Raw genomic sequence first — 26,335 nt, forward strand, 5'->3', positions numbered from 1 at the left:
AGGAGATGCAATTCCCATGACAGACGCACTCAAGCGCCTCTCCGACGAGGGCGTGGCGATCTGGCTGGACGACCTGTCCCGCAAGCGCATCACGTCCGGCAACCTGGCCGAGCTCATCGACCAGAGCCACGTGGTCGGTGTCACCACCAACCCGTCGATCTTCCAGAAGGCGATCAGCAGCGGTGACGGCTACGAGCAGCAGCTCGCCGACCTCGCCGCCCGCAAGGTCACCGTCGACGAGGCGATCCGCATGATCACCACGGCGGACGTCCGCGACGCCGCCGACATCCTGCGCCCCGTCTACGACTCCACCGAGGGCCAGGACGGCCGGGTCTCGATCGAGGTCGACCCCCGTCTGGCGCACGAGACCACGGCGACCATCGCCGAGGCCAAGCAGCTCGCCTGGCTGGTGGACCGTCCCAACACGCTCATCAAGATCCCGGCGACCAAGGCAGGCCTGCCGGCGATCACCGAGGTCATCGGCAAGGGCATCAGCGTCAACGTCACGCTGATCTTCTCGCTGGAGCGCTACCGCGAGGTCATGGACGCGTACCTGGCGGGTCTGGAGAAGGCGAAGGCCGCGGGCCTGGACCTCGCCAAGATCCACTCGGTCGCCTCCTTCTTCGTGTCCCGCGTGGACTCGGAGATCGACAAGCGCCTGGACTCCGTCGGCACCGACGAGGCCAAGGCCCTCAAGGGCAAGGCGGCGCTCGCGAACGCCCGTCTGGCCTACGAGGCGTACGAAGAAGTGTTCTCCGGCGAGCGCTGGGCGGCCCTGGACAAGGCGCAGGCCAACAAGCAGCGTCCGCTGTGGGCCTCGACCGGCGTCAAGGACCCGGCCTACAAGGACACCCTGTACGTGGTGGACCTGGTCGCCCCCGGCACCGTCAACACCATGCCGGAGGCCACCCTGGAGGCCACCGCCGACCACGGCGTGGTCGCCGGCGACACCATTCGCGGCACCTACGACCAGGCTCGCGCGGAGCTGGACGCGGTCGCGAAGCTGGGCATCTCGTACGACGATGTGGTGCAGCTGCTGGAGGACGAAGGCGTCGAGAAGTTCGAGGCGTCCTGGAACGACCTGCTGAAGTCCACCGAGGCGGAGCTCGAGCGCCTCGCCCCCACGGAGGCCTGAGAATTTTGTCTGTGAACGGAGCGAACCCGCTTCGTGACGCACAGGACCGGCGGCTCCCGCGCATCGCGGGGCCGTCCGGCCTGGTCATTTTCGGCGTTACGGGTGACCTGTCGCGCAAGAAGCTGATGCCCGCCGTCTACGACCTGGCGAACCGCGGCCTGCTGCCCCCGGGCTTCTCGCTGATCGGTTTCGCCCGGCGCGAATGGCAGGACGAGGATTTCGCCCAGGAGGTGCACGACGCGGTCAAGGAGCACGCCCGCACGCCCTTCCGCGAGGAGGTCTGGCAGCAGCTGGTACAGGGCTGCCGGTTCGTCCAGGGCGACTTCGACGACGACGAGGCGTTCGAGACGCTGAAGTCGACGATCGAGGAGCTGGACAAGGCGCAGGGCACGGGCGGCAACTTCGCCTTCTACCTGTCCGTCCCGCCGAAGTTCTTCCCCAAGGTCGTCGCCCAGCTCAAGAAGCACGGGCTGGCGGACCAGAAGGAGGGCTCCTGGCGGCGCGCGGTCATCGAGAAGCCGTTCGGCCACGACCTGACCAGTGCCCAGGAGCTCAACCAGCTGGTGCACGACGTCTTCCCGCCGAACGAGGTCTTCCGGATCGACCACTACCTCGGCAAGGAGACCGTCCAGAACATCCTGGCGCTCCGCTTCGCGAACACGATGTTCGAGCCGATCTGGAACCGGTCGTACGTCGACCACGTGCAGATCACCATGGCCGAGGACATCGGCATCGGCGGCCGGGCCGGGTACTACGACGGCATCGGCGCGGCCCGTGACGTCATCCAGAACCACCTGCTCCAGCTGCTCGCGCTGACCGCGATGGAGGAGCCCGGCTCCTTCCACCCCAAGGCGCTGGTGGCGGAGAAGCTCAAGGTGCTGACCGCCGTGGAGCTGCCCGAGGACCTGGGCAAGCACACCGTGCGCGGGCAGTACTCGGCCGCGTGGCAGGGTGGCGAGAAGGTCGTCGGGTACCTCGAAGAGGACGGCATCGACCCCAAGTCGAAGACCGACACCTACGCCGCGATCCGCCTGGAGATCAACAACCGCCGCTGGGCGGGCGTGCCGTTCTACCTGCGGACGGGCAAGCGCCTGGGCCGCCGGGTGACGGAGATCGCGGTGGTCTTCAAGCGGGCCCCGTACCTGCCCTTCGAGTCGGGCGCGACCGAGGAGCTGGGGCAGAACGCCCTGGTCATCCGGGTCCAGCCGGACGAGGGCGTCACCGTGCGCTTCGGCTCCAAGGTTCCGGGCACCTCCATGGAGGTCCGGGACGTCACGATGGACTTCGCCTACGGCGAGTCCTTCACGGAGTCGAGCCCGGAGGCGTACGAGCGGCTGATCCTGGACGTCCTCCTCGGCGACGCGAACCTCTTCCCGCGCCACCAGGAGGTCGAGCTGTCCTGGAACATCCTCGACCCGATCGAGGAGTACTGGGACAAGCACGGCAAGCCCGCCCAGTACCCCGCGGGCACCTGGGGACCGGTCGAAGCGGACGAGATGCTCGCACGAGACGGACGGAGCTGGCGCCGGCCATGAAGATCGACCTCACGGAGACCACCTCCAGCAAGATCAACGCCGCGTTGGTGCAGGCGCGCCGGGACATCGGCACGCCCGCCATCGGCATGGTGTTGACGCTGGTGATCGTGACCGACGAAGAGAACGCGTACGACGCGCTCAAGTCGGCCACCGACGCGGCCCACGAGCACCCCTCGCGGATCGTCGTCGTGATCAAGCGCGTCAGCCGATCGGCCCGTAGCCGCCGCGATGCCCGACTCGACGCGGAAGTCCGCGTCGGGGCGGACTCCGGCACGGGCGAAACGGTTGTGCTGCGGCTGCACGGCGAACTGGTGGACCACGCGCAGTCGGTGGTCCTCCCGCTGCTGCTGCCGGACGCCCCGGTGGTCGTGTGGTGGCCGCAGGGCGCGCCGTCCGACCTGGCGGGCGACCCGCTGGGAGCCCTGGGCCAGCGCCGGATCACGGACACCTACGCGTCGGAGGAGCCCATCGGGGCCCTCGCCACCCGGGCGGCCGCCTACGCGCCCGGCGACACGGACCTGTCCTGGACCCGGATCACCCCGTGGCGTTCGATGCTCGCGGCCGCGCTCGACCAGCAGCAGGCGCTGCGGATCGTGTCGGCCACGGTCGAGGGCGAGGACGAGAACCCGAGCTGCGAGCTGCTGGCCATGTGGCTGGCGGACCGCCTGGGGGTCCCGGTCACCCGCACCCTCTCCGACGGGCCGGGCCTGACGGCCGTACGGCTGGAGACCAAGGACGGCGCGATCGTCCTGGACCGGGCGGACGGGGCGCTGGCCACCCTGTGCATGCCGGGGCAGCCCGACCGCGCGGTGGCGCTCAAGCGCCGCGACACGGCCGAGCTGCTGGCGGAGGAGCTCCGCCGGCTGGACCCGGACAACACCTACGAGGCCTCGCTGAAGTTCGGCGTGGCCGGGCTGGCCTCCGGGGCGGTGGACGCTCCGGCGCCCGCCGCGCCCGCGGCCGAAGCCCCGGCGAAGGCCCCGGCGGCGAAGCCCGCCGCGGCCAAGCCGACCAAGACGGCCGCGGCGAAGAAGACCGCGGCCAAGTGAGCACGGCGCGGCGCCGTACGCACCCCCTCGACGGGGGCGCGTACGGCGCCGCGGTCGTTCTCCCGCACCACCGACGCACCCCGACACCGACCAAGAAGGCGGCACCATCATGGGCATGACGACTCCTCAGGTCGTCGTCCACCGGGACAAGGAGCTGATGGCGCAGGCCGCCGCGGCGCGACTGATCACGAAGGTCGTCGACGCCCAGGCCGCCCGCGGCAGCGCTTCGGTCGTCCTCACCGGCGGCCGCAACGGCAACGGCCTGCTGGCCGCCCTCGCCGCCGCCCCCGCCCGGGACGCGATCGACTGGGCCCGACTGGACCTGTGGTGGGGCGACGAGCGCTACGTCCCCGGTGACGACCCCGAGCGCAACCACACCCAGGCCCGCGCCGCCCTGCTGGACGCCGTCCCCGTCGACCCGGCGCGCGTGCACGTCATGCCCGCCTCCGACGGACCGTACGGCTCGGACGTGGACGCGGCCGCCGCGGCCTACGCCGAGGAGCTGCGCAAGGCCTCCGCGCCGGAGGACCACGGCCCCGTGCCCCGCTTCGACGTGCTGATGCTGGGCGTGGGCCCGGACACCCACGTGGCGTCCCTCTTCCCCGAGCACCCCGCCGCCCGGGAGACCGAGCGCACGGTGGTCGGCGTGAACGGCGCGCCCAAGCCGCCGCCCACCCGGATCTCGCTGACCCTCCCGGCCATCCGGGCCGCCCGCGAGGTGTGGCTGCTCGCGGCCGGCGAGGACAAGGCCGGCGCGGTGGCCGTCGCGCTCGGCGGGGCGGGCGAGGTCCAGGCCCCGGCCGCCGCCGCCTACGGGCGCTCGCGCACCCTGTGGCTGCTGGACCGCGCGGCCGCCGCGAAGCTGCCGCCGGCGCTCTACCCCCCGGCCTCCTCCTGAGCCGCCCCGCACGCGAAGAGCGCCCCGCACCTTCCGGTGCGGGGCGCTCTGGCGTCCGTACGGCCGTGGTGGGCCCGTGGGGCCTCAGCGGCCGCGCAGCTCGCGGTACGTGGCCACCAGGGCCCGCGTGGAGGCGTCCAGGCCGGGCACCTCGGCGCCCTCGGTGAGCGCGGGCTCGACCCGCTTGGCCAGGACCTTGCCCAGCTCCACGCCCCACTGGTCGAAGGAGTCGATGTTCCACACGGCGCCCTGGACGAAGACCTTGTGCTCGTAGAGCGCGATCAGCTGGCCGAGCACCGACGGGGTCAGGTCCCGCGCCAGGATCGTGGTCGTCGGGTGGTTGCCGAGGAAGGTCTTGTGCGGGACCAGCTCCTCGGGGACGCCCTCCGCGCGGACCTCGTCCGGGGTCTTGCCGAAGGCCAGCGCCTGCGTCTGCGCGAAGAAGTTCGCCATCAGCAGGTCGTGCTGGGCGGCGAGGGCCGGGGAGAGCTCGGCGACCGGGCGGGCGAAGCCGATGAAGTCCGCCGGGATCAGCTTCGTGCCCTGGTGGAGCAACTGGTAGTAGGCGTGCTGCCCGTTGGTGCCGGGCGTGCCCCACACGACGGGGCCGGTCTGCCAGTCCACCGGATTGCCCTCGCGGTCCACGGACTTGCCGTTGGACTCCATGTCCAGCTGCTGCAAGTAGGCCGTGAACCGGGAGAGGTAGTGGCTGTAGGGGAGCACCGCGTGCGCCTGCGCGTCGTGGAAGCCGCCGTACCAGATCCCCAACAGGCCCATCAGGAAGGGGGCGTTCTGCTCCGGCGGGGCGGTGCGGAAGTGCCGGTCCATGGTCCGGAAGCCTTCGAGCATCTCGCCGAAGGCGCCGGGGCCGATCGCGATCATCAGGGAGAGCCCGATGGCCGAGTCGAAGGAGTAGCGGCCGCCGACCCAGTCCCAGAACTCGAACATGTTGTCCGGGTCGATGCCGAAGTCGGTGACCTTCTCGGCGTTGGTCGACAGGGCGACGAAGTGCCGTGCCACGGCCGCCTTGTCGCCGCCGAGGCCCGCGAGCAGCCATTCCCGCGCCGACGTGGCGTTCGTGATCGTCTCGATGGTGGTGAAGGTCTTCGAGGCGATGATGAAGAGGGTCTCGGCCGGGTCCAGGCCCTGGAGCGCCTCGTGCAGGTCGGCGCCGTCCACGTTGGAGACGAAGCGCAGGTTCAGCCGGCGGTCGGTGAAGGCGCGCAGCGCCTCGTAGGCCATCGCCGGTCCGAGGTCGGAGCCGCCGATGCCGATGTTGACGACGTTCTTGATCCGCTCGCCGGTGAAGCCGCGCCACTCCCCCGAGCGGATCCGGTCGGCGAAGCCGCCCATCTTCGCGAGCACGGCGTGGACGGCGGGCACGACGTTCTCGCCGTCGACCTCGACGACGTCGTCCGGCGCGGCGCGCAGCGCGGTGTGCAGGACCGCGCGGTCCTCGGTCGTGTTGATCTTCTCGCCGCGGAACATCCGCTCGCGCAGCTCCTCGACGCCCGTCGCGGCCGCCAGCTCGCGCAGCAGCCCGAGGGTCTCGTCGGTGACGAGGTGCTTCGAGTAGTCGATGTGCAGGTCGCCGGCCCGCACGGTGTACCCGGTGCCCCGGCCCGGGTCGGCTTCGAACAGCTCCCGCAGATGCGTCTGCCCCAGCTCTTCCCGGTGCTTGCCGAGTGCGAGCCACTCCGGCGTCCGGTTGAGCCTCGTACGTCCGTCTGCGTTCATCTCGGACATCAACCCACTTCTTCCGTCCTGTTGTGCCCCGCCGTACTCCAACCTAAGGGATCAGAAGCCGGACAACGCACACAAAGAGACCCGGCCCGCGGAAGAAGCTCTTCCGCGGGCCGGGCCCGAAGTCGTGTGTGGCCGGTCAGGTGTCACCGGTCGCGTGTCACCGCCGTGGGTGCGCGCCGCTCAGATCTCGCCGCGGAGCTTGGCGAGGGCTTCGGCGAGGATCGCCTCGCCGTCCGCGTCCGTGCGCCGCTCCCGTACGTACGCCAGGTGCGTCTTGTACGGCTCGGTGCGCGGGGGCGCCGGAGGGCTGTCCCGGTCCTGGCCCGCTGGGAACCCGCAGCGCGGGCAGTCCCAGGTGTCCGGCACCTGTGCGTCGCTGGCGAAGCTGGGCTGCGTCTCGTGCCCGTTCGAGCACCAGAAGGAGATGCGCAGGCGGGGCGCGGACTCGCCGCGCTCGGCCTCGCCCATCGGCCCCGCTCCGACCCGACTTCCACGGATCGCGTTGCCACTTGCCACGGTCGTAACTCCCTGCGTGATGGTGCCGCGAAGCGTGAATGGAATTCCGCTGCGGGCGCCCCAGTCTACGTAAGGCCCAACGCGCGTCCAGTGACCGGAGTTACTACTTCCGGACCACTGACGCGGACCTCATGATAGATCGGGCGGGACCTGCCGGACCGCCGAAATGGCCGGATCGCTCAGTTACCGCTCGACTTCATCAACAGACCGAGCGCGACGATGCTCGCGAACCAGAGCAGGCCGATCACCATGGTGATGCGGTCGAGGTTGCGCTCGGCGACCGAGGAACCACCGACGGACGACTGCATGCCGCCTCCGAACATGTCGGAGAGGCCGCCGCCCTTGCCCTTGTGCATCAGCACCAGGAGCATCAGCAGCAGGCTGAAGACGATCAGGGCGATCGAGAACCCCATAATCACGGCTGATTCCTACTTTCTGGCTTTCCCTGGCGTGCTGTGGAACCCCGGCGGGGGCCAGCGGCTGTTGGTTCAGCCTGCTGGCCCCCGCAAGGGTACGACGGATCCGTCCTACCGCATACTCACTGGTCGCGGAAGCGGACGATCTTGACGAACTCGTCGGCGTCCAGCGCCGCGCCGCCGATGAGGGCGCCGTCGACGTCGGGCTGCGCCATGATCGCGGCGATGTTGCCGGACTTGACCGAGCCGCCGTACTGGATGCGGACCTTGTCGGCCAGCTCCTGCGAGTACAGCTCCGCGAGGCGGGTGCGGATCGCCCCGCAGACCTCCTGCGCGTCGTCCGGGGTGGCGACCTCGCCGGTGCCGATGGCCCAGACCGGCTCGTACGCGATCACGATGGACTCGGCCTGCTCGGCCGGCAGGTCCTTGAGACCGCCGTCGAGCTGCGCCAGGGTGTAGGCGACCTGGTCGCCGGCCTTGCGGACGTCCAGGCCCTCGCCGACGCACAGGATCGGGGTGATCCCGTTCGCGTAGGCGGCCTTGACCTTGGCGTTGCAGAGCTCGTCGGTCTCGCCGTGGTACTGGCGGCGCTCGCTGTGACCGACGGCCACGAAGGTGCACTTCAGCTTCGACAGCATCGCGCCGGAGATCTCGCCGGTGTACGCGCCGGACTCGTGCGCCGAGATGTCCTGGGCGCCGTACTTGATCTTCAGCTTGTCGCCGTCGACCAGGGTCTGGACCGAACGCAGGTCGACGAAGGGCGGCAGGACCGCCACCTCGACCGCGTCGTAGTCCTTGTCGGCGAGCGCGAAGGCGAGCTTCTGGGTGTGCGCGATGGCCTCGAGGTGGTTGAGGTTCATCTTCCAGTTGCCGGCCATGAGAGGGGTGCGCGTGGTCATGCGGGGTCAGACCTCCAGAGCGGCGATGCCGGGGAGCGTCTTGCCCTCGAGGTATTCGAGGGACGCGCCGCCACCGGTCGAGATGTGGCCGAACTTCGTCTCGTCGAAGCCCAGGTTGCGGACGGCGGCGGCGGAGTCGCCACCGCCGACCACGGTGAAGCCCTTGCTGTCGAGCAGCGCCTGCGCGACGGCGGTGGTGCCGCCCGCGTAGTCGGGGTGCTCGGCGACGCCGACCGGACCGTTCCAGAAGACGGTCTCGGCGTCGACGATCTTCGACGCGAACAGCTCGCGGCTCTTGGGGCCGATGTCCAGGCCCTCCTTGTCCGCGGGGATCTTGTCCGCGTCGACGACCTCGAAGTCGGCCGGGGCCTTGGTCTTGAGGTCGGGGAAGTCCTTGGAGACGAGCACGTCCACGGGCAGGACCAGCTCGACGCCGTTCTTCTTCGCGCGCTCCATGTACTCGAGCACCGTCGGGATCTGGTCCGCCTGGAGGAGGGAGATGCCGACCTCGTGGCCCTGCGCCTTGAGGAAGGTGTAGGCCATGCCGCCGCCGATCAGCAGGCGGTCGGCCTTGCCGAGCAGCTCGTCGATGACGGCGAGCTTGTCGGAGACCTTGGCGCCGCCGAGGATGACCGTGTACGGACGCTTGACGTCCGAGGTCAGCTTCTTCAGGACGCCGACCTCGGTGGCGATCAGGTAACCGGCCGCGTGCGGGAGGCGCGCGGGCAGGTCGAAGACCGAGGCGTGCTTGCGGTGGACCGCGCCGAAGCCGTCGCCGACGTAGACGTCGGCCAACTCGGCGAGCTGGTCCGCGAAGGCGCCGCGCTCGGCGTCGTCCTTGGCGGTCTCACCGGCGTTGAAGCGCAGGTTCTCGATGACGGCGACCTGGCCGTCGGTGAGGGCGGCGACCGTCTCCTTGGCGGAGGCACCGACGGTGTCGGTGGCGAAGGCGACGTCCTGGCCGAGCAGCTCACCGAGCCGGGCGGCGGCGGGAGCCAGCGAGAAGGCCGGGTCCGGGGCGCCCTTGGGGCGACCCAGGTGGGACGCGACGATGACGCGGGCGCCGGCCGCGGCGAGCTTCGCGATCGTCGGCTGGACGGCGCGGATGCGGCCGTCGTCCGTGATGGTCGTGCCGGCGAGCGGCACGTTCAGGTCGGCGCGGACGAAGACCCGCTTGCCGGAGACGCCCTCGGCGAGAAGTTCGTCGATCGTCTTCATGTGTATTTCTACTCCTTATCCCCATACATGGCATTCGCCTGTGCGGAGCGAGAGGTACGAGGCAAACAACAGGGCCCGCACAGCGCTTCATCGCGCTGCCCGAGCCCTGATGCTTCACATCGCGGTGCCTGCCCTGAAGATTAGAGCTGGCCGCCGACGAAGACGGTGAGGTCGACGAGACGGTTGGAGTAGCCCCACTCGTTGTCGTACCAGCCGATGACCTTGACGCTCTTGCCCTGGACCATGGTCAGGGAGGAGTCGAAGGTGCAGGAGAACGGCCAGTTCACGATGTCGGAGGAGACGATCGCGTCCTCGGTGTAGTCGAGGATGCCCTTCAGCTGGCCCTGGGAGGCCTTCAGGAAGGCGGCGTTGACCTCTTCCTTGGTGGTCTCGCGCTCGAGCTCGATGACGAGGTCGGTCACGGAACCGGTGGGAACCGGGACGCGCATCGCGATGCCGTCGAGCTTGCCCGCCAGCTCCGGGATCACCAGCGCGGTGGCCTTGGCGGCACCGGTGGTGGTCGGGATGATGTTCTCGGCGGCGGCGCGGGCGCGGCGCAGGTCCGAGTGCGGGAAGTCCAGGATGCGCTGGTCGTTCGTGTACGCGTGCACCGTGGTCATCATGCCCTTGACGATGCCGAAGTTCTCCAGGAGAACCTTGGCCATCGGCGCCACGCAGTTGGTGGTGCAGGAGGCGTTGGAGATGACGTGGTGGTTGGCCGCGTCGTACTTCTCCTGGTTGACGCCCATCACGATCGTGATGTCCTCGTCCTTGGCCGGAGCCGAGATGAGGACCTTCTTCGCGCCGGCCGCGATGTGCTTGGCGGCGTCGGCCTTCTTCGTGAAGATGCCGGTCGACTCGATGACGATGTCGGCGCCCAGCTCGCCCCAGGGGAGGTTCGCGGGGTCGCGCTCGGCGAAGGTCTTGAAGGTGTTGCCGCCGACCGTGATGGTGTCGGCCGTGTGGGAGACCTCGTGCTTGAGGCGGCCCAGGATGGTGTCGTACTTGAGCAGGTGCACCAGGGTCGCGTTGTCAGTCAGGTCGTTGACACCGACGATCTCGATGTCCGCTCCCTGCTCCAGGAGCGCCCGGAAGTAGTTACGGCCAATTCGGCCAAAACCATTGATGCCTACGCGGATCGTCACGAACCGATCTCCTCGTTGGTGCGCCGGCCTGTCCGCCGGCGAGCTGTATGGGATGTCCCCGACCGCTTATGACCCTACCTCTCCGTGAGCTTCGGGGTGACATCGACAGGGGCCTGACACGCCCCGGCGGCCCGTACCACGCGCTCCGGTACGGGCCGACGGGGACTTTCGCCCCCCTCACGCTGCGTGAGCGCGGAAGGGGGCGCAGGTCAGTGGTTCAGCGAGCGGAGGGCCTTACCGACGAGTACCGCTCGGTCCTTCGCGGCCGGCAGGTGCTCCAGGCCGAAGCCGAGGAGCACGGTGTCACGCGTAGTGACAGCGGCGTAGGACTTGAACAGCTCGCCGGAGCGGGACCAATCTCCCGGAACTTCGGGACTTCCGGCAGGTGCGCCCTGGGCGGTCCAGACCCCGAGCGAGGTCTCGAAGCCCTCGGCCGCCTGGTCGGCGCCGCCCACCGACAGGCGCGCCTCGTCCGCGAAGACCCCGCGGCCGCCGGAGCCCGGGTCGGTGATGGAGGAGAGCGAGACCTCGACGGTCCTGCCCGCGTAGGCGCTCAGGTCGAAGGAGACCTGCTTCCAGCCGCCGGAGGACCCGGTGAAGCTGTTCCAGGCGCCGCTGCTGCCCTGCGCGGTGCAGCCGCCCGCACCGAGGGTGAGGTAGCGGCGCAGGAAGGGGTGCTCGTTGATGAAGAAGCCGCCCCCGCACTCCGCCGGGACCGCGGCGCCGGTCTGGCCGTTCGCCTCCGGCAGGGTGGTCCAGTCCTCGGCGCCCGTGGTGTGGGCCTCCAGGACGGCGTGGTCGTAGCCCGGCTCGGTGTCCCAGTTGAGGGCCATCTTGAGCTGGGGCCTGTCCGCCGCGGTGACCCCGGTCAGGTCGATCGTGCGGACCAGGCGCTTCCAGTCGTTGTCGTTGTGGACCGCCGAGGCCATCCAGGACCCGGCGTAGGGGGCGTACGGGTTGACGATGCCGTCGTACCGGCCCGCCTGGGCGCTCTTGAACTGCGGGTACTGCGCGGCGGGCAGCGCGTCGGAGGTGACGCTGTAGGCGCCGGGCTTGTCGAGCGGGTTGCCGGGGGTGCCCGGCGCGTCGCCGAGCGCGCCCTTGACCCCGCCGAGCGCGCCCGCGCCGGCGAAGCCGGTGGCGCCGCTGCCGCTGCTGCGGTCGTAGGCGCCGAGGTAGTACTGGCTGAAGTCGTCGGTGACGGCTCGGCCGACCTTGGCGTTGCCGCCCGCCAGCTCGCCGGCCTCGATCAGCTTGCCGCCCTCGTTGAGGAAGTCGCGGACCGCCAGCTGCGTGTCCCCGCCGGGGGCCTGGGCGCCCGTGTAGTGGACGGCCGTGCCGAAGTGCGAGAGCACCCCGAGGTGGTGCGGGGCGCCCTGCGCGGCGACGTCCCAGACGGCCGCCGAGCGCCCGTTGGCGCGCAGCGCGTCGACGTACTTCTGCGCGTGCTGGGCCTTGGCCCCTTCCTCCGCGATCACCAGGACGTCCGCGCGCGGCCGCTCGGCCACGGAGTAGGTGAAGTGCTCGCTGGAGACCTGCTTGGCGCCGTCGCGGCCGGTGAACCAGACCTCGACCTTGTCGCCGGGCCTGGCGCCCTCCACGGAGGCGCGGTACTCGTCGAACCAGTTGTTGTCGTCGCCGCCGTAGCTCTCGCCGCCCTTCCAGGCCTTGAGGTCCTCGTCGTGGACGCGGCCGCCGTTGATCCGGTAGTTGAGTTCCTTGTCCTTCAACGCCTTGCGGGCGGTGACGGAGACCTTCTGGTCCTCACCGCGGGCCGCGTAGGAGGTGGTGAAGGGGTCGGTCGTGAAGTCGGCGGCGCTCAGGCCCACCGACGAGACCGGCTTGTCCGGGTGCGCGGCGGACTGGGCGACCGAGAGCGCGAAGGGGACGTTCTTCAGGAACTCCGCCTGGATGAGCTTCTCGTCGTCCGGGAAGTTGAATCCCGAGGCGCAGTCCTCGGACTTCCACTGGTCGTTCGGGTCGCTGTCGGAGGCGGTCTGGCAGGTGGTCATCTCCGGCGTGAACATCATGACGCCGTTGACGTTGGCCGCGTGGCCGTCCGCCTCGCCGTTGGTCGTGTACAGCTCCGAGGAGACCTGCGGGTAGTAGCCGGGGATCGCGGAGTGCTCCGGGGTGCCGGCGAGCGCCTTGTAGGCCACGTCGTCGGGGGTCGGGGTGGCGACCTGCCAGCCCACGCCGTAGAGCAGCAGCTCGGCGGCGGAGTGGTAGTTGACGGCGTACTTGAAGCCGATCCGCTTCTCGAAGGAGTCCAGGGCCCTGGTCTCGGGCTCGGACGCAGCCTTGGGGCCGCGGTAGGTCTGGTTCGAGGGGTCGTCCGAGGAACCCTCGTTGTCGTAGCCCCACTTGTAGGCGAAGTTGCGGTTGAGGTCGACGCCGTCGGCGGCGGTGGTCTTGCCGTCGCCGTTGTTGTCGCGCATGTTCTTGCGCCACAGCCGGTCGCCCTCGGGGGTGTGGGTGTAGTCGTAGCCGTCCGGGTTGGCGGAGAGGACGAACCACATCTCGCTGGAGTCGACCAGCTGGGTGACGCGCTGGTCCTTGCCGTAGTTGTCCAGGTAGTAGTGCATCAGCCGCCGGGTCATCTCGGGGGTGATCCACTCGCGGGCGTGCTGGTTGGACATGTACAGGACCGAGGGCTTGGAGCCGTCCTTCGCCTGCCGGGCGTTCTTGCTGATCTTGAGGGCGAGGATGTCCTTGCCCTGGACGGTCTTGCCGATGGAGACGACCTTGGTGAGGCCCGGATTGCCCTGGCCGGTCTTGACGATCTCCTCCTGGAGGCCGCCCTTGCCGCTGTAGGGGCGGAAGACCCCGTCGCCCGCCGCCTTGGCGCGCGCGGCGGCATTGGCCGGGACCTTGCGTTCGGCGAGCTTGACGCCCTGGGCGCCGAGCTTCTCGGCCTGCACGGTGGTGAGGAACAGTTCGACCTTGGCGGTGCCGTGCTCCGGCGCCTGCTCGGTCAGCTCGTGGGCGTCCTGGCCGGCGGCGAGGACGAGCGGGACCTGCTCCTTGGTGATGTCGGCGTCGTAGACCCTGACCTCGTCGGCGGCGGGTCCCGCGGCCGGTCCGTTCTGGGCCTGTGCGGTCACCGGTAAGGCGGCGAGTGAACCGAAGACGAGTGCGCTAGCGGCGAGGATCGATCTCGCGCGGTGCCTCATGTGCCCCCCTGGGCGTCGTCTGCCACGAAAGCGTTCGCACGACAGGCTCACGACCCCCCATGCCCATGTCAATGGGAAATGCCGAAAGGGGCCCGTACGCGATGCGTACGGGCCCCTTTCGGACGAGAGCGGACGGACCGGTCAGCCGACCAGGTTGTCGGCCAGCTCCTCGGCCTCGGTGATGTTCGACTCGGTGCCGGGGATGCCCAGGTCCTGGGCCCGCTTGTCGGCCATGGCCAGCAGGCGCCGGATCCGGCCCGCGACCGCGTCCTTGGTCAGCGGCGGGTCGGCGAGCGCGCCCAGCTCCTCCAGGGAGGCCTGCTTGTGCTCCATGCGCAGCCGGCCGGCCGCCGCCAGGTGCTCGGGCACCTCGTCGGCGAGGATCTCCAGGGCGCGCTGGACGCGGGCCCCCGCGGCCACCGCGGCCCGGGCCGAGCGGCGCAGGTTGGCGTCGTCGAAGTTGGCGAGCCGGTTGGCGGTGGCGCGGACCTCGCGCCGCATCCGGCGCTCCTCCCAGGCCAGCACCGAATCGTGGGCGCCGAGACGGGTCAGCAGGGCGCCGATCGCGTCGCCGTCGCGGACCACCACCCGGTCCACCCCGCGCACCTCGCGCGCCTTGGCCGCGATGGAGAGCCTGCGGGCGGCGCCCACCAGGGCCAGGGCGGCCTCCGGACCGGGGCAGGTGACCTCCAGGGAGGAGGACCTGCCCGGTTCGGTGAGCGAGCCGTGGGCCAGGAAGGCACCGCGCCAGGCCGCCTCCGCGTCGCAGGTGGCCCCGGAGACCACCTGCGGGGGAAGACCCCGGATCGGGCGGCCGCGGCCGTCCACGAGGCCGGTCTGGCGCGCGAGCTGGTCACCGCCCGCGACGACCCGGACGACGTACCGGTTGCCGCGGCGCAGCCCGCCGGGGGCCATGATCACCAGGTCCGAGGAGTGGCCGAAGATCTCCAGGATGTCCTTGCGCAGCCGCCGGGCCGCGATCCCCGCGTCCAGCTCCGCCTCGATGACGATGCGGCCGCTCACCAGGTGCAACCCACCCGCGAACCGCAGAATGGCCGAGACCTCCGCCTTCCGGCAGCAGGTTCGGGTGACGGGCAGCCGGGCGATCTCATCCTTCACCGCGGGCGTCATCGCCATGGGCCGATCCTTCCATGCATCCGAAAAATACGGTCGTACGCGGCGGCCAACAGCTCCGGATCGTGCTTCGGAGCCCCGTCGGGCCTGGCCACCGGCGCCAGCTCGACCGCGGCACCGAAGCGTTTTGCGGCATCGGCGAGGGACTCGCGATCGGGCACGGCGGCCTCGTCGGCCAGCACCACGTCCAGGGCGAGTTTAGGGGCGTGTCGGGCCAAAACCTCCAAATGACGCTGCGGAGAGAAGCCCTCTGTTTCGCCGGGTTGCGGCGCGAGGTTCAGCGAGAGCACCCGCCGGGCCTTCGTCTCGACCAGCGCGTCGAGCAGTTCCGGCACCAGCAGGTGCGGAATCACCGAGGAGAACCAGGAGCCCGGGCCGAGCACCACCCAGTCCGCGTCCAGTACCGCGGCGACCGCCTCCGGCACCGCCGGGGGGTCGTTCGGCACCAGCTGTACGGACTGCACCTCGCCCGGCGTCAGCGCCACCGTGGCCTGCCCGCGGACGGTGTCCACGTCGTCCGGCCGGGCCGGGTCGTGGCCGCGCACCAGCGCCTGCAGCTCCAGCGGCACCGCGGACATCGGCAGCACCCGGCCGTGCGCGCCGAGCAGCTTGCCGACCAGGTCCAGGGCCTGCACCGGGTCGCCGAGCTTCTCCCACAGGGCGACGATCAGCAGGTTGCCGACGGCGTGCCCGTGCAGGTCGCCCCGGGATTCGAAGCGGTGCTGGATGACCCGGGCCCAGGTCTGGCCCCAGTCGTCGTCACCGCACAGCGCGGCCAGCGCCTTGCGCAGGTCGCCGGGGGGCAGGACGCCCAGCTCCTCGCGCAGCCGACCGCTGGAGCCCCCGTCGTCGGCGACGGTGACCACGGCCGTGAGGTCGCCGGTGATCCGGCGCAGCGCGGCGAGCGAGGCCGACAGGCCCATGCCGCCGCCGAGGGCGACGACCTTGGGCGCCACCGCCTCGGGCGCGACGCCGCGGCGCAGCTCGGCGGCCGGGGCGCCGTTGTCGCCCCGGCCCGCCGTCAGCCGCCGCAGGCGGCGCAGCCGCAGGCTCCGTCCGGTCACTCGCGCCCCATGTCCCTGTGTACGACGACGGTCTCGACTCCCTCGGAGGCGAGGCGGGCGGCGAGCTTCTCGGACATCGCCACGCTGCGGTGCTTGCCGCCGGTGCAGCCGACCGCGATGGTCACGTACCGCTTGCCCTCGCGGCGGTAGCCGGTGGCGATGAGCTGGAGCAGCTCCGTGTAGCGATCGAGGAACTCCTTGGCGCCGGGCTGGCTGAAGACGTAGCCCGAGACCTCCTCGTTGAGCCCGGTGAAGGGGCGCAGCTCCGGGACCCAGTGCGGGTTCGGGATGAAGCGGCAGTCCACGACGAGGTCGGCGTCGACGGGCAGGCCGTACTTGTAGCCGAAGGACATGACGGTTGCCCGCAGCTCGGGCTCCTCGTCGCCCGCGAACTGGGCGTCCATCTTGGCGCGCAGCTCGTGCACGTTCAGGCTGGAGGTGTCGATGACGAGGTCGGCGTCACCGCGCAGCTCGCGCAGCAGGTCGCGCTCGGCGGCGATGCCGTCGACGATCCGGCCGTCGCCCTGGAGCGGGTGCGGGCGGCGGACCGACTCGAAGCGGCGCACCAGCGCGTCGTCGGAGGACTCCAGGAAGACGATGCGCCGGGTCACCCCGCGGGCTTCGAGGTCGGAGAGCGACTCGCGCAGCGCGTCGAAGAACTGCCGGCCGCGGACGTCGACGACGACGGCGATGCGCGCCACGTTGCCCTGGGAACGGGCGCCCAGCTCCACCATGGTGGGGATCAGCGCCGGGGGCAGGTTGTCGACGACGAACCAGCCCAGGTCCTCCAGGCACTTGGCCGCCGTACTGCGGCCGGCTCCGGACATGCCGGAGATGATCACCAGCTCGGGGATGGCCGCCTCGGCGGTATCTCCGGGCTCCACTGTCGTGCCCGTACTCACCTGTGCTCCGTCTCGGTCGCGCTCTGTTTCGTGCTCGGTCATTGCTCGCTCCCCCGTTCGGGCGATGCTCCCGCGGGCGCGGGGGCCTCGTCCTCAATGATCTCTCCTGTGGCCGTGTTGACGGCCGGAGCGGCGGGAGCCGCCTGGGCGAGGGCCGCGGCCACGGTCTCGGCCGTCTTGCGGCCTATGCCCGGGACCTCGCAGATCTGGTCGATTGTCGCCTGTCTCAGCTTTTTCACCGAACCGAAGTGCTTGATCAGCGCCAGCCTGCGGCTCTCGCCCAGGCCGGGCACGTCGTCCAGCGGTCCGGATTTCAGCCGCTTGGCCCGCTTGCCGCGCTGGTACTGGATGGCGAAGCGGTGGGCTTCGTCACGGACCCGCTGGAGCAGGTAGAGGCCCTCGCTGGTGCGGGGCAGCACCACCGGGTCGCTCTCGCCGGGCAGCCAGACCTCCTCCAGTCGCTTGGCGAGTCCGCACACGGCCACGTCGTCGATGCCCAGCTCGGCCAGGGCCCGCTGGGCGGCGGCGACCTGCGGTTGACCGCCGTCCACCACAACGAGCTGGGGCGGGTAGGCGAAACGTCTGGGGCGTCCGTCGTCCTCGACCACGGCCGGGACCTCGCCGCCGACCGCGGCCTCGACGTGCTCGGCGCCCTCATCGAGGTTCGCGCCCTCGGCGACACCCGCGTCCTCGGAAGGCGACCACTCCCCCGTCCTGAGCTTCTCGCGCAGGTAGCGCCGGAAGCGGCGGGAGACCACCTCGTGCATGGAGCGGACGTCGTCCTGCCCCTCGAAGCCCTTGATCTCGAAGCGGCGGTACTCGCTCTTGCGGGGCAGGCCGTCCTCGAAGACCACCATGGAGGCCACCACGTCGTCGCCCTGGAGGTGCGAGATGTCGAAGCACTCGATGCGCAGCGGCGCGGTGTCCAGCTCCAGCGCCTCGGCGATCTCCTCCAGGGCCCGGGAGCGGGTGGTCAGGTCTCCGGCGCGCTTGGTCTTGTGCAGGGCCAGGGACTGCTGGGCGTTGCGGTGGACGGTCTCCATGAGGGACTTCTTGTCGCCCCGCTGCGGGATGCGCAGGCTGACCTGGGACCCGCGGCGGCCGCCGAGCCACTCGGCCACGGCGGGCGCGTCCTCGGGCAGGGCCGGGACCAGCACCTCCTTGGGCACGGCCTCGCCCCGCTCCTCCCCGTACAGCTGCTGGAGGGCGTGCTCGACCAGGCCGGCCGTGTCGACGGCCTCGACCTTGTCGGTGATCCAGCCGCGCTGGCCGCGCACCCGCCCGCCGCGGACGTGGAAGATCTGGACGGCGGCCTCCAGCTCGTCCTCGGCGACCGCGATCAGGTCCGCGTCGGTGGCGTCGGCGAGGACCACCGCGTTCTTCTCCATGGCGCGGCGCAGCGCCCCGATGTCGTCCCGGAGCCGGGCGGCCTTCTCGTACTCCATCTCCTCGGCGGCCTCGTGCATCTCGGCTTCGAGGCGGGTGAGGTAGGTGCCGGTGCGCCCGGCCATGAAGTCGCAGAAGTCCTCCGCCAGTTCGCGGTGCTCCTCGGGGGTGACCCGGCCGACGCAGGGCGCGGAGCACTTGCCGATGTAGCCGAGCAGGCAGGGGCGGCCGATCTGGGCGGAGCGCTTGAACACCCCGGCGGAGCAGGTGCGTACGGGGAAGACCCGCAGCATCAGGTCGACGGTCTCGCGGATGGCCCAGGCGTGGCCGTACGGACCGAAGTAGCGCACGCCCTTCTTCTTCGGGCCGCGCATGACCTGGACCCGGGGGTACTGCTCGTTCAGGGTGACGGCGAGCGAGGGGTAGCTCTTGTCGTCCCGGTACTTGACGTTGAACCGGGGGTCGAACTCCTTGATCCAGGAGTACTCCAGCTGGAGCGCCTCGACCTCGGTGGAGACCACCGTCCACTCGACGGAGGCGGCCGTGGTCACCATGGTGGCGGTGCGCGGGTGCAGGCCCGCCACGTCCTGGAAGTAGTTGGCCAGGCGCTGGCGCAGGCTCTTGGCCTTCCCGACGTAGATCACCCGGTGGTGCTCGTCGCGGAATTTGTAGACCCCCGGGGAGTCGGGGATCTGTCCCGGTCTGGGGCGGTAGCTGGAAGGGTCGGCCATGGCATCAGCCTACTTGCGGGGTGTGACAACCGGACGCGCCGCGGGGCCCGACCGTCTGGCTGACGGCCGGGCCCCCTCCGGGCGGCTACACCCGCACCGCCCGGCGGCGGGAGCGGCGCACGGTCAGTGCGCCGGCGGTCGCGAGGACGAGCGCGCCCGCCGCGGCGCCGCCCACCAGGGGCAGGGCGTCGGGTGCGGCGGCAGCGGGCGCGGAGGCGGCCCGCACGGTGGCGGTCCGCGCGGTGTCGGCTTCCGTGGGGGCGAAGCCGCCCGCCTTGCCGCCCTTGGCGTAGGCGGAGCCGGGGAGTTTGTCCCCGTACGCCGTGGTGACGCGCTGGCGGTAGGCGGCCAGCGTGGTGCCCCGCGCGCCGACGGCCCGGGTGGCGTCCTCGTCCAGGGGCAGGACCTCGTCGCCCCCGGCGACGTACCAGGCGTCGATCTGCGGTTCGCGGAAGACGGTCCCGCCGGGGAGTTTGGCGGCTCCCAGTTGCGCGTAGCGGAACTCGTCGTCGCCGGTGGCGATGTTCACCACCTGCCAGCCCGCGTCGGTCCTGGCGGTCCACAGGGCGGCCTGCTGGCCGTCGGAGGCCACCGCCCTGCTGGCGAGGAACTCCAGCCGGGCGACGGGGGCGCCCGCCTTGCCCGCCACGAAGTCCGGGGAGAGGTAGCTGACGGGGATCGCGTCGCCCTCGATGCGGGGTCGGGCCGCGGTCAGCGAGACCTTGCCCTCGCGGGAGAAGAACCGGGAGAGGGTGGCCAGGGTCTCGGGTGCGGCGGCGGCCCGGTGGGCGGCCTCCCTGGTCTCGGCGGTGGCGGACTGGGGTTGCGGGACGGGGGTGGCCGAGGCCTGCGGGGCCAGGCTCAGCACGGTGGCGGCGAGGGCGCCGGTGATCAGGGCGCAGGCGCGTCGGTTCATGGCGCTCACGCCCCTATCCGGTAGAGCGAGTGGGTCCAGGAGAAGGTGCTGTTGTCGACGTACCAGGCGTGGGAGGCCCAGTTGTAGCGGTCGCTGGAGGGCCAGGGGTCGCCCCAGTAGACCCAGCTGCTGGCGGTGTCGTAGCCGTAGATGACGTGCATGTGGCCGCCGCCGTTGGCCCACTGGATGCGGGTCTCGATGGGACGGCCCGCGTTGATCTCGCTCTGGACGGTGGGGTAGCGCAGCCAGCCGCTGACGTAGGAACCGGAGTTGATCCCGGCCCAGTTCAGGGCGGTCTGGACGTTGTCGAGGCTGGCCTGGCTGTTGGGGCAGTCGTAGCCCTGCTGGCGGTTGAAGGCCGCGTTGCAGAACTGGTTCTGGCTGTAGGTGCGGCCGAACCAGGTGGCGATGGTGTTGCCGCTGGCGGCCCAGCACCAGTTGGTCTTCTGCTGCGCCTGCATGGTGATGTTCAGGCGCTTGGCGGCGAGCGTCGCGCTGCCCGCCCCGGCGTCGGCGGCGGTTGCCGTGCCGGTGGGCAGCGCGAACAGGAAGGCGGTGAGGAGGGCGGCCAGGGAAAGCCGCCGGTTTCTGTTGCGCATCGCGTTCCTCCCGAAGTGGGGAGAGTGGGGGTGGAGGAGCGCGTCCGGACGCTGTGGAGGAGCATCGGGCTGTTGTCGCGATCAGGTCAACACGCTTCAATACGCGGTGACATTGCAATGTGAATGAGGCGACCAGGGTGTGAACGGCCGCCGTCCCGTCACCTGGACCCCGGACGCCACCGGCGCGGTCTCCCGCCCCATCGCGCGTGAACGTTCACAAAGGAGTCGCCGTGTTGCCGACCGTGCGGAGCAGCGGGTACGGCGCCGTGGGCGGCCCGCCCGGCACCTCGCGCGCCGCCCCCGACGGCCGCGACCCGGAGGAGTTCGCGCTGCTGTTGCGCGCCGGCCCCTTCCACCTCGCGCTGCGCGCCGCGCTCGCCGCCCGCGGCCTGCCCCTGCACCGGATCCAGCACCGGCTGGCCGCCCGTGGCATCAAGGTGGGTGTCACCAGCCTCAGTTACTGGCAGCAGGGCGCCCGGCGGCCGCGGCGCGCCGAGTCGCTGCGCGCGGTGCGGGCCCTGGAACAGATCCTGGAACTGCCGGCGGGCACGCTCCTGCGGCTCCTGAACGGCGCCCGCGAGGGCGCCGACGCCGCCCGGCCGCCTTCGCGGCCGTACCGGACGCTGGCCAGCGCGGGCACGGCCGTCGAGGAGTTACTGGCGGGCATGGAGCTCCCGGCGGACGGCGGGCTGCACACCCTCGGCCATCACGAACGGGTCCGCGTCGGTCCCCGCCGCGAGCTGCTCGGCCGGGACTCGCAGCAGGTCGTACGGGCCCACCGGGACGGCGTCGACCGCTACCTCGCCATCCACCACGGCGACCCGGGCTGCGATCCGGCCGCCGTGCGGGTGCTGGCCCACGAGAACTGCCGGACCGGGCGGATCCGGCGGGACCCGGAGGCGGGCCTGGTGGTGGCCGAGCTGCTCTTCGACGCCCGGCTGCGCGCCGGCGACACCCACGTCTTCGGCTACGGCTTCGAGGACGGCACCGGCGGCCGCAGCAGCGAGTACGTCCGGGGGTTCACCTACGCGGGCGGGCAGTACGTGCTCCAGGTCCGCTTCGACGCCGCCGCCCTGCCCGTGAGCTGCCGGCGCTTTCGCCAGTCGGGCCCGGCCGCCCCGCGCAGCGAGCTGTCGCAACTGACCCCGAGCGGCGGCCACCGCGCCGTCCACCTGGTGGAACAAGGGGTCCGGCGCGGCATCCTGGGGATCGGCTGGGAGTGGGACTGAGACGGCGCACGCCCGGGCGCGGACGGGCAGTGGTCAGTGGTCAGTGGGCAGTGGTCAGCCCGCGATGAGCTTGCCGCCCTCGGCGCGGACGGGCACGGCCGGCAGCGGGTCGGTCGCCGGGCCCTGCACGACCTTGCCGGTGGCCGCGTCGAACCGGCTGCCGTGGCAGGGGCAGTTGCCGTGCCCCTCCACGATCTTGTCCAGGACGCAGCCCGCGTGGGTGCACTGGGCGCTGAACGCCGTGTACTGGCCCTGCGCCGGGCAGTGCACGAGGAGCTTCTCCTTGCGGTAGAGCTTGGACCCGCCCACCGGCACGTCGGCCGCGGCGCCCAGGTCCACCGGCGCGGTGGGGGTCGCGGGGGTGTCGCCGCCGCTGTTGGTCCCGGGCGAGCAGGCGCCGAGCGCGACGACGGCCCCGGCGGACCCGGCGAGGGCGGCGGCGCCCTTGAGCACGGTGCGGCGGGCGGCGGCTGACTGCGGCGCGGACATGAGGCTCTCCTGGCGGTACGACGGTACGGATGGACACCGGTGGTCCGGCCGGGGCGGACGGGGCGCTCCCGGCGGCCCACCCGACGATACCGCCGCCCGGTACCGCCGCCCGATGGGGTAGCTTCCCCCGCGTGATCGTCGTCGCTGGAGAAGCCCTGATCGACCTGGTACCCGTGGCCGGGCCACCGGGCGCGCTGGTGCCCCGGGCGGGCGGGGGCCCGTACAACACGGCGCTGGCGCTGGGTCGGCTCGGCGGCCGGGCGGCCTTCTGTTCGCGGGTGTCGACGGACGGCTTCGGCGCGACGCTGCTCGCCGGGCTGCGGGCGGCCGGGGTGGACCTGTCCCTGGTCCAGCGCGGCCCGGAGCCGACCACGCTGGCCGTGCCCTCGCTGGCTCCGGACGGATCCGCCGCCTACGGGTTCTACGTCGAGGGGACCGCCGACCGGCTCTTCGCCCTGCCCGACGCGCTCGCGCCGGGGACGCGGGCGCTGGCGCTGGGCACCTGCTCGCTCGTACTGGAGCCGGGGGCGAGCGCCTACGAGGCGCTGCTGCGCCGGGAGTCGGCGCGCGGGCTGCTGACCCTGCTCGACCCCAACATCCGCCCGGCGTTGATCGCGGACCCGGCCGCCTACCGGGCCCGTTTCCTGTCCTGGCTGCCGTGCGTCGGCGTCCTCAAGCTCTCCGAGGAGGACGCGGCCTGGCTGGGCGGCCGCCCCGAGGAATGGCTGGCGGCGGGGCCGTCGGCGGTGGTGCTGACCCGGGGCGCGGCGGGGCTCGCGGTGTGGACCCGGCGGGGGGAACGGTTCACGGTGCCCGCGCGCCGGGTCTCCGTGGTGGACACGATCGGCGCGGGCGACACCGTGAACGCGGCGCTCCTGCACCGCTTGGTGAACGCGCCGAACGGTGCGGCCGTGGACTGGCCCGAGGTGCTGGCGTACGCCGCCCACGCGGCCGCCCTGACCTGCACCCGCCCGGGCGCGGAGCCACCGCTAGCCGCCGAGCTCGGCGAATAGCGCCCCGGACGGCGGGCCCTGCCCGACCCGGTGGACGAGGAACGCGGATCCCTGAAGGGGCCTTCAGGATTCTTCAGGGACGGTTCAGGCCGACCTCCGAGGCTGGAGCCCTCACCAGCCAGTCATCCGGAGGACCCCATGAACAGCCGTACGCCGATCCGCGCCCGCCGCCTGATGGCCGGCGGCCTCGCGGCCGGGGCCCTGACCCTGGCCCTCACCGCCTGCGGGCAGGGGGCCGGCGCCGGCGTCGACAAGGCTCGGGCCGCGGCCGACCCGGCCGCGGCGACCCCGCGGGCCCAGGAGGCCGGCGCGACCGCCCGGGCCCCGCAGCCCCCGGAGGCACCGCAGGAACGGGGCGGCCCCAAGGCCTCCCGGGCCCAGGCGACCGCGACGGCCGAGCGGTCCGTGGCCGACGGCAAGGTCACCGGAATCCGTCTGGAGGACGACAACGGCAGCCGGGTCTGGAAGGTCGACGTGCTGACAGCCGAGCCGCGCGCGCACGACGTCAAGGTGGACGCGACCACCGGCGCCCTGCTGGGCGGCCGCGCCGACCGGATGCCCGACCGGGCCCGCCCGTACCTGCAGATTCCGCTCGCCAAGCTGGCCGCGGCCGACGTGGACCGGGAGTCGGCCGCCGCGACCGCGCTGAGCGCGGCCGGCGCCGGCTTCGTCTCCGAGCTGTCCATCCAGGGCAGCGAGGCCGCTCCCCTGTGGCGGATCGAGGTCGCCGACGGCGCCGCCCGGCACGCGATCGACATCGACGCCAAGAGCGGCGCGGTCGCCCGGCACGAACGGCGGACGACCACGGGCACCGCCGGGGAGGGTTCCGGTGAACGGACCGCGGACGCGCGGCGCGAGGAGACGGACCGACCCGCCCAGGAAGACGTCCGCGAGCGTTCCCGCGACTTCGGCCGCGACCACTACGACTGGAGCGAGCACCTCCCGCGCTGATCACCTAACGGACTAATGGGTAAGATTCGGATGATGAGCAGCATTCTCATCGTCGAGGACGAAATCTCCCTGGCCTCCGTCCTGCGCCGCGGGTTCGAGGCGGAGGGGCTCCGGGTGGACGTGGCCCACGACGGCAACGAGGGACTGCGCCTGGCCCTCTCCGAGGAGTACGACGCGATCGTGCTCGACGTCATGCTGCCGGGCCTCGACGGACACCGGCTGTGCGCGACCGTCCGGGCCGCCGGGTTGTGGACGCCGATCCTGATGCTGACCGCGAAGGACTCCGAGTACGACGAGGCCGAGGGCCTGGACACCGGGGCCGACGACTACCTCACCAAGCCGTTCTCCTACCTGGTGCTCCAGGCCCGGTTGCGCGCCCTGCTGCGGCGCGGCGGGCGGGCCCGCACCGCCACCATCGAGACCGGGGACCTCGTGCTCGAACCGGAGGGCAAGCGCTGCACCCGCGCCGGGGCGGAGATCCAACTGACGGCCCGGGAGTTCGACCTGCTCGCCGCACTGGCCCGGCGGCCCGGGGTCACGGTGTCCAAGGGCGCGCTGCTGGAGGAGGTGTGGGACCTGCCCTCCGACAGCGACCCCAACGTGGTCGAGGTGCACGTGAGCAGCCTGCGCCGCAAGCTCGATCCGGCCCCGGCCACCGGGGAACGGCTGCTGCACACCGCGCGCGGCATCGGCTACCGGCTGGTGCCCACGCACGGCGGTGGCGCGTGAGGGGACCGGCCGTCCCGTGGCGGCCGCCCCTGTTCCCGCGCGCCTCGGTCCGCGTCAAGACCACCGCCGGGGCCGTCGCCGTGGTCGCGGTGGCCCTGCTCGCCGGATCCGCCGGGCTGCTCGGGGTGATCCACCACGGACTGGTCGGCTCGGCCGAGCGGACCGCGCTGGCCCGGGCCGAGGCGGTCGGCTCGGTCACCGGCGAGGGGCGGCTCGTCGAGCGGCTCGCGATCCCCGACGGGGAGGACAGCCTGCTCCAGGTGGTCACCGACGACGGCCGGGTACTCGCCGCCAGCGAGAACCTCGCGGGCCGCGGGCCCGTCGCCTCCTTCGCACCGGCCCCGGACCACCGCTCGGCGGCCCGCGGCCTGCGCCTCGCCCTGCACCCCCGGCCCGGCCAGCAGCCCTTCCGCGTGGTCGCCGTCCGGGCGACCGGGATCGACGGGGGGCCGGTCACGGTCTACGCGGGCACCAGTCTCGCGACCGCCGAGTACACCCAGCGGCTGATCCTGACCGCCATGGCGCCGGGGATCCCGCTGCTGCTCCTGCTGGTCGCGGCGGTCACCTGGCGCTCCACCGGCCGGGCGCTGCGCCCCGTGGAGGCGATCCGGGCCGAGGTCGCCGAGATCACCGCGCGGGACCTCGGGCGCCGGGTGCCGGTGCCCGCCTCGCGCGACGAGGTGGCCCGACTGTCGCTGACCATGAACGACACCCTGGACCGGCTGGAGGAGTCCATGGACCGTCAGCGGCGGTTCGTCGCCGACGCCTCGCACGAGCTGCGCAATCCCATCGCCGCCCTGCGCGCCCACGTGGAGGTGGGCCTCGCGCACCCCGGGCTGCTGCGCGGTCAGGAACTGTTGGACGACGTGGTCCGGGTCCAGCAGTTGGCGGACGACCTGCTGCTGCTCGCCGGGCTGGACGCGGGCCGCCAACCGGAGCGAACGGCACTCGACCTGGGCGCACTGGCCGAGCTGGTCCTGGCGCGGCGGGGCGAGGGGCGGGTACCGGTGGCGCTGGAGCGCGCGCCGGGGGCGGTGGTACTGGGCAACCGGGGCCAGCTGGCCCGGATCCTGGACAACCTGCTCGACAATGCGCAGCGGCACGCCCGGACGGGAATCACGGTCTCCGTCTCCGCTTGCGCCGCGGGCGGGGGCGCGGGCTCGGCCGTCGTCGAGGTGCACGACGACGGATCCGGAGTTCCGGAGGCGGACCGGGAACGCATCTTCACCCGCTTCACCCGGCTGGACGCCTCGCGCAGTCGGGACGCGGGAGGGACCGGCCTGGGCCTCGCGATCGCCCGCGACCTCGCGGTGGCGCACGGCGGAACGCTGGGCGCCGGAACGGGTCCGGGAGGTCGCTTCGTCCTGCGCCTTCCGGTCGAATCCGCGATGCCCGCGCCGCGGTGATCGCCCTTCCTGCGTGAACCGGGTGGGGACACCGGCGGCAGCTGCCGCCGGTGTCC

23 protein-coding genes are annotated in these 26,335 nt (G+C 71.9%); 9 read left to right on the forward strand and 14 right to left on the reverse strand.

Annotation, left to right across the window (positions count from 1 at the left end; genetic code table 11):
• Positions 1–16 precede the first annotated feature (16 nt).
• The 4 genes from tal (at position 17) to pgl (ending at position 4,617) form a co-directional block, all read left to right on the forward strand.
• Positions 17–1,135 (forward strand): transaldolase, encoded by a 1,119-nt coding sequence (gene tal, locus ACFWAR_RS14215; RefSeq protein ID WP_385776663.1) that lies wholly within the window; start codon positions 17–19, stop codon positions 1,133–1,135.
• Positions 1,136–1,137: 2 nt separating this feature from the next.
• Positions 1,138–2,670 carry a glucose-6-phosphate dehydrogenase gene (gene zwf, locus ACFWAR_RS14220; protein ID WP_354382306.1) on the forward strand — a complete coding sequence of 511 codons (1,533 nt, stop codon included), beginning with the start codon at positions 1,138–1,140 and terminating at the stop codon, positions 2,668–2,670.
• Entirely contained in the window at positions 2,667–3,719 is a 1,053-nt protein-coding gene (opcA, locus tag ACFWAR_RS14225) for a glucose-6-phosphate dehydrogenase assembly protein OpcA (RefSeq protein WP_385776665.1), read from the forward strand. Before zwf ends, opcA begins: the two co-directional genes overlap by 4 nt.
• 115 nt (positions 3,720–3,834) lie before the next feature.
• The gene (pgl, locus tag ACFWAR_RS14230) at positions 3,835–4,617 is read left to right on the forward strand and encodes a 6-phosphogluconolactonase (RefSeq protein ID WP_385776667.1); all 783 of its coding nucleotides are present in this window, start codon (positions 3,835–3,837) and stop codon (positions 4,615–4,617) included.
• A gap of 84 nt (positions 4,618–4,701) precedes the next feature.
• Here pgl and pgi read toward each other — a convergent pair whose 3' ends face one another.
• The 13 genes from pgi to ACFWAR_RS14295 all read right to left on the reverse strand — a co-directional run bounded on the left by pgi (position 4,702) and on the right by ACFWAR_RS14295 (position 20,462).
• Positions 4,702–6,354, reverse strand: a complete 1,653-nt coding sequence (pgi, locus tag ACFWAR_RS14235) for a glucose-6-phosphate isomerase (RefSeq protein ID WP_385776704.1) — start codon at positions 6,352–6,354, stop codon at positions 4,702–4,704.
• Positions 6,355–6,543: 189 nt separating this feature from the next.
• Positions 6,544–6,879, reverse strand: coding sequence for an RNA polymerase-binding protein RbpA (locus ACFWAR_RS14240; protein ID WP_008741068.1), 336 nt, complete (start codon positions 6,877–6,879; stop codon positions 6,544–6,546).
• Positions 6,880–7,058: 179 nt separating this feature from the next.
• Entirely contained in the window at positions 7,059–7,298 is a 240-nt protein-coding gene (gene secG / locus ACFWAR_RS14245) for a preprotein translocase subunit SecG (RefSeq protein WP_385776669.1), read from the reverse strand.
• Between the two features lie 119 nt (positions 7,299–7,417).
• Positions 7,418–8,194 carry a triose-phosphate isomerase gene (gene tpiA, locus ACFWAR_RS14250; protein ID WP_385776671.1) on the reverse strand — a complete coding sequence of 259 codons (777 nt, stop codon included), beginning with the start codon at positions 8,192–8,194 and terminating at the stop codon, positions 7,418–7,420.
• A 6-nt stretch (positions 8,195–8,200) separates the two neighbouring features.
• Positions 8,201–9,412 (reverse strand): phosphoglycerate kinase, encoded by a 1,212-nt coding sequence (locus tag ACFWAR_RS14255; RefSeq protein WP_385776673.1) that lies wholly within the window; start codon positions 9,410–9,412, stop codon positions 8,201–8,203.
• Between the two features lie 140 nt (positions 9,413–9,552).
• Complete coding sequence (gap, locus tag ACFWAR_RS14260; protein WP_385776675.1) at positions 9,553–10,557, reverse strand: type I glyceraldehyde-3-phosphate dehydrogenase; 1,005 nt, start codon at positions 10,555–10,557, stop codon at positions 9,553–9,555.
• Between the two features lie 209 nt (positions 10,558–10,766).
• A complete protein-coding gene (locus ACFWAR_RS14265; RefSeq protein ID WP_385776677.1) occupies positions 10,767–13,730 on the reverse strand; it encodes a M14 family zinc carboxypeptidase in 2,964 nt (987 codons plus the stop codon).
• A 141-nt stretch (positions 13,731–13,871) separates the two neighbouring features.
• On the reverse strand, positions 13,872–14,867 hold the full coding sequence (gene whiA / locus ACFWAR_RS14270) for a DNA-binding protein WhiA (RefSeq protein WP_385776680.1): 996 nt from the start codon (positions 14,865–14,867) through the stop codon (positions 13,872–13,874).
• A complete protein-coding gene (gene yvcK / locus ACFWAR_RS14275; protein ID WP_385776682.1) occupies positions 14,858–15,928 on the reverse strand; it encodes a uridine diphosphate-N-acetylglucosamine-binding protein YvcK in 1,071 nt (356 codons plus the stop codon). Before yvcK ends, whiA begins: the two co-directional genes overlap by 10 nt.
• Positions 15,925–16,872 carry an RNase adapter RapZ gene (rapZ, locus tag ACFWAR_RS14280; RefSeq protein WP_385776683.1) on the reverse strand — a complete coding sequence of 316 codons (948 nt, stop codon included), beginning with the start codon at positions 16,870–16,872 and terminating at the stop codon, positions 15,925–15,927. The genes yvcK and rapZ overlap by 4 nt, the downstream gene beginning before the upstream one ends.
• Positions 16,869–18,947, reverse strand: coding sequence for an excinuclease ABC subunit UvrC (uvrC, locus tag ACFWAR_RS14285; RefSeq protein ID WP_385776684.1), 2,079 nt, complete (start codon positions 18,945–18,947; stop codon positions 16,869–16,871). The genes rapZ and uvrC overlap by 4 nt, the downstream gene beginning before the upstream one ends.
• 85 nt (positions 18,948–19,032) lie before the next feature.
• On the reverse strand, positions 19,033–19,863 hold the full coding sequence (locus tag ACFWAR_RS14290) for a hypothetical protein (RefSeq protein ID WP_385776706.1): 831 nt from the start codon (positions 19,861–19,863) through the stop codon (positions 19,033–19,035).
• 5 nt (positions 19,864–19,868) lie between these two features.
• Complete coding sequence (locus tag ACFWAR_RS14295) at positions 19,869–20,462, reverse strand: papain-like cysteine protease family protein (RefSeq protein ID WP_385776687.1); 594 nt, start codon at positions 20,460–20,462, stop codon at positions 19,869–19,871.
• Between the two features lie 329 nt (positions 20,463–20,791).
• On the opposite strand from ACFWAR_RS14295, the gene ACFWAR_RS14300 reads away from it, so the two are divergent.
• Positions 20,792–21,691 (forward strand): hypothetical protein, encoded by a 900-nt coding sequence (locus ACFWAR_RS14300; protein WP_385776708.1) that lies wholly within the window; start codon positions 20,792–20,794, stop codon positions 21,689–21,691.
• A gap of 54 nt (positions 21,692–21,745) precedes the next feature.
• On the opposite strand, the gene ACFWAR_RS14305 is transcribed toward ACFWAR_RS14300, so the two are convergent.
• On the reverse strand, positions 21,746–22,180 hold the full coding sequence (locus ACFWAR_RS14305) for a Rieske (2Fe-2S) protein (protein WP_385776689.1): 435 nt from the start codon (positions 22,178–22,180) through the stop codon (positions 21,746–21,748).
• A 131-nt stretch (positions 22,181–22,311) separates the two neighbouring features.
• On the opposite strand from ACFWAR_RS14305, the gene ACFWAR_RS14310 reads away from it, so the two are divergent.
• The 4 genes from ACFWAR_RS14310 to ACFWAR_RS14325 all read left to right on the forward strand — a co-directional run bounded on the left by ACFWAR_RS14310 (position 22,312) and on the right by ACFWAR_RS14325 (position 26,279).
• Positions 22,312–23,193 carry a carbohydrate kinase gene (locus tag ACFWAR_RS14310; RefSeq protein WP_385776692.1) on the forward strand — a complete coding sequence of 294 codons (882 nt, stop codon included), beginning with the start codon at positions 22,312–22,314 and terminating at the stop codon, positions 23,191–23,193.
• Between the two features lie 138 nt (positions 23,194–23,331).
• Positions 23,332–24,144 carry a PepSY domain-containing protein gene (locus tag ACFWAR_RS14315; RefSeq protein ID WP_385776694.1) on the forward strand — a complete coding sequence of 271 codons (813 nt, stop codon included), beginning with the start codon at positions 23,332–23,334 and terminating at the stop codon, positions 24,142–24,144.
• Positions 24,145–24,177: 33 nt separating this feature from the next.
• Positions 24,178–24,873, forward strand: a complete 696-nt coding sequence (locus tag ACFWAR_RS14320; RefSeq protein WP_385776696.1) for a response regulator transcription factor — start codon at positions 24,178–24,180, stop codon at positions 24,871–24,873.
• Complete coding sequence (locus ACFWAR_RS14325; RefSeq protein ID WP_385776698.1) at positions 24,870–26,279, forward strand: sensor histidine kinase; 1,410 nt, start codon at positions 24,870–24,872, stop codon at positions 26,277–26,279. The genes ACFWAR_RS14320 and ACFWAR_RS14325 overlap by 4 nt, the downstream gene beginning before the upstream one ends.
• The last annotated feature ends 56 nt before the right edge of the window (positions 26,280–26,335 follow it).

The sequence above is a fragment of the Streptomyces sp. NPDC059917 genome (assembly GCF_042730635.1).
In the GTDB taxonomy this organism is placed as follows: Bacteria; Actinomycetota; Actinomycetes; order Streptomycetales; family Streptomycetaceae; genus Streptomyces.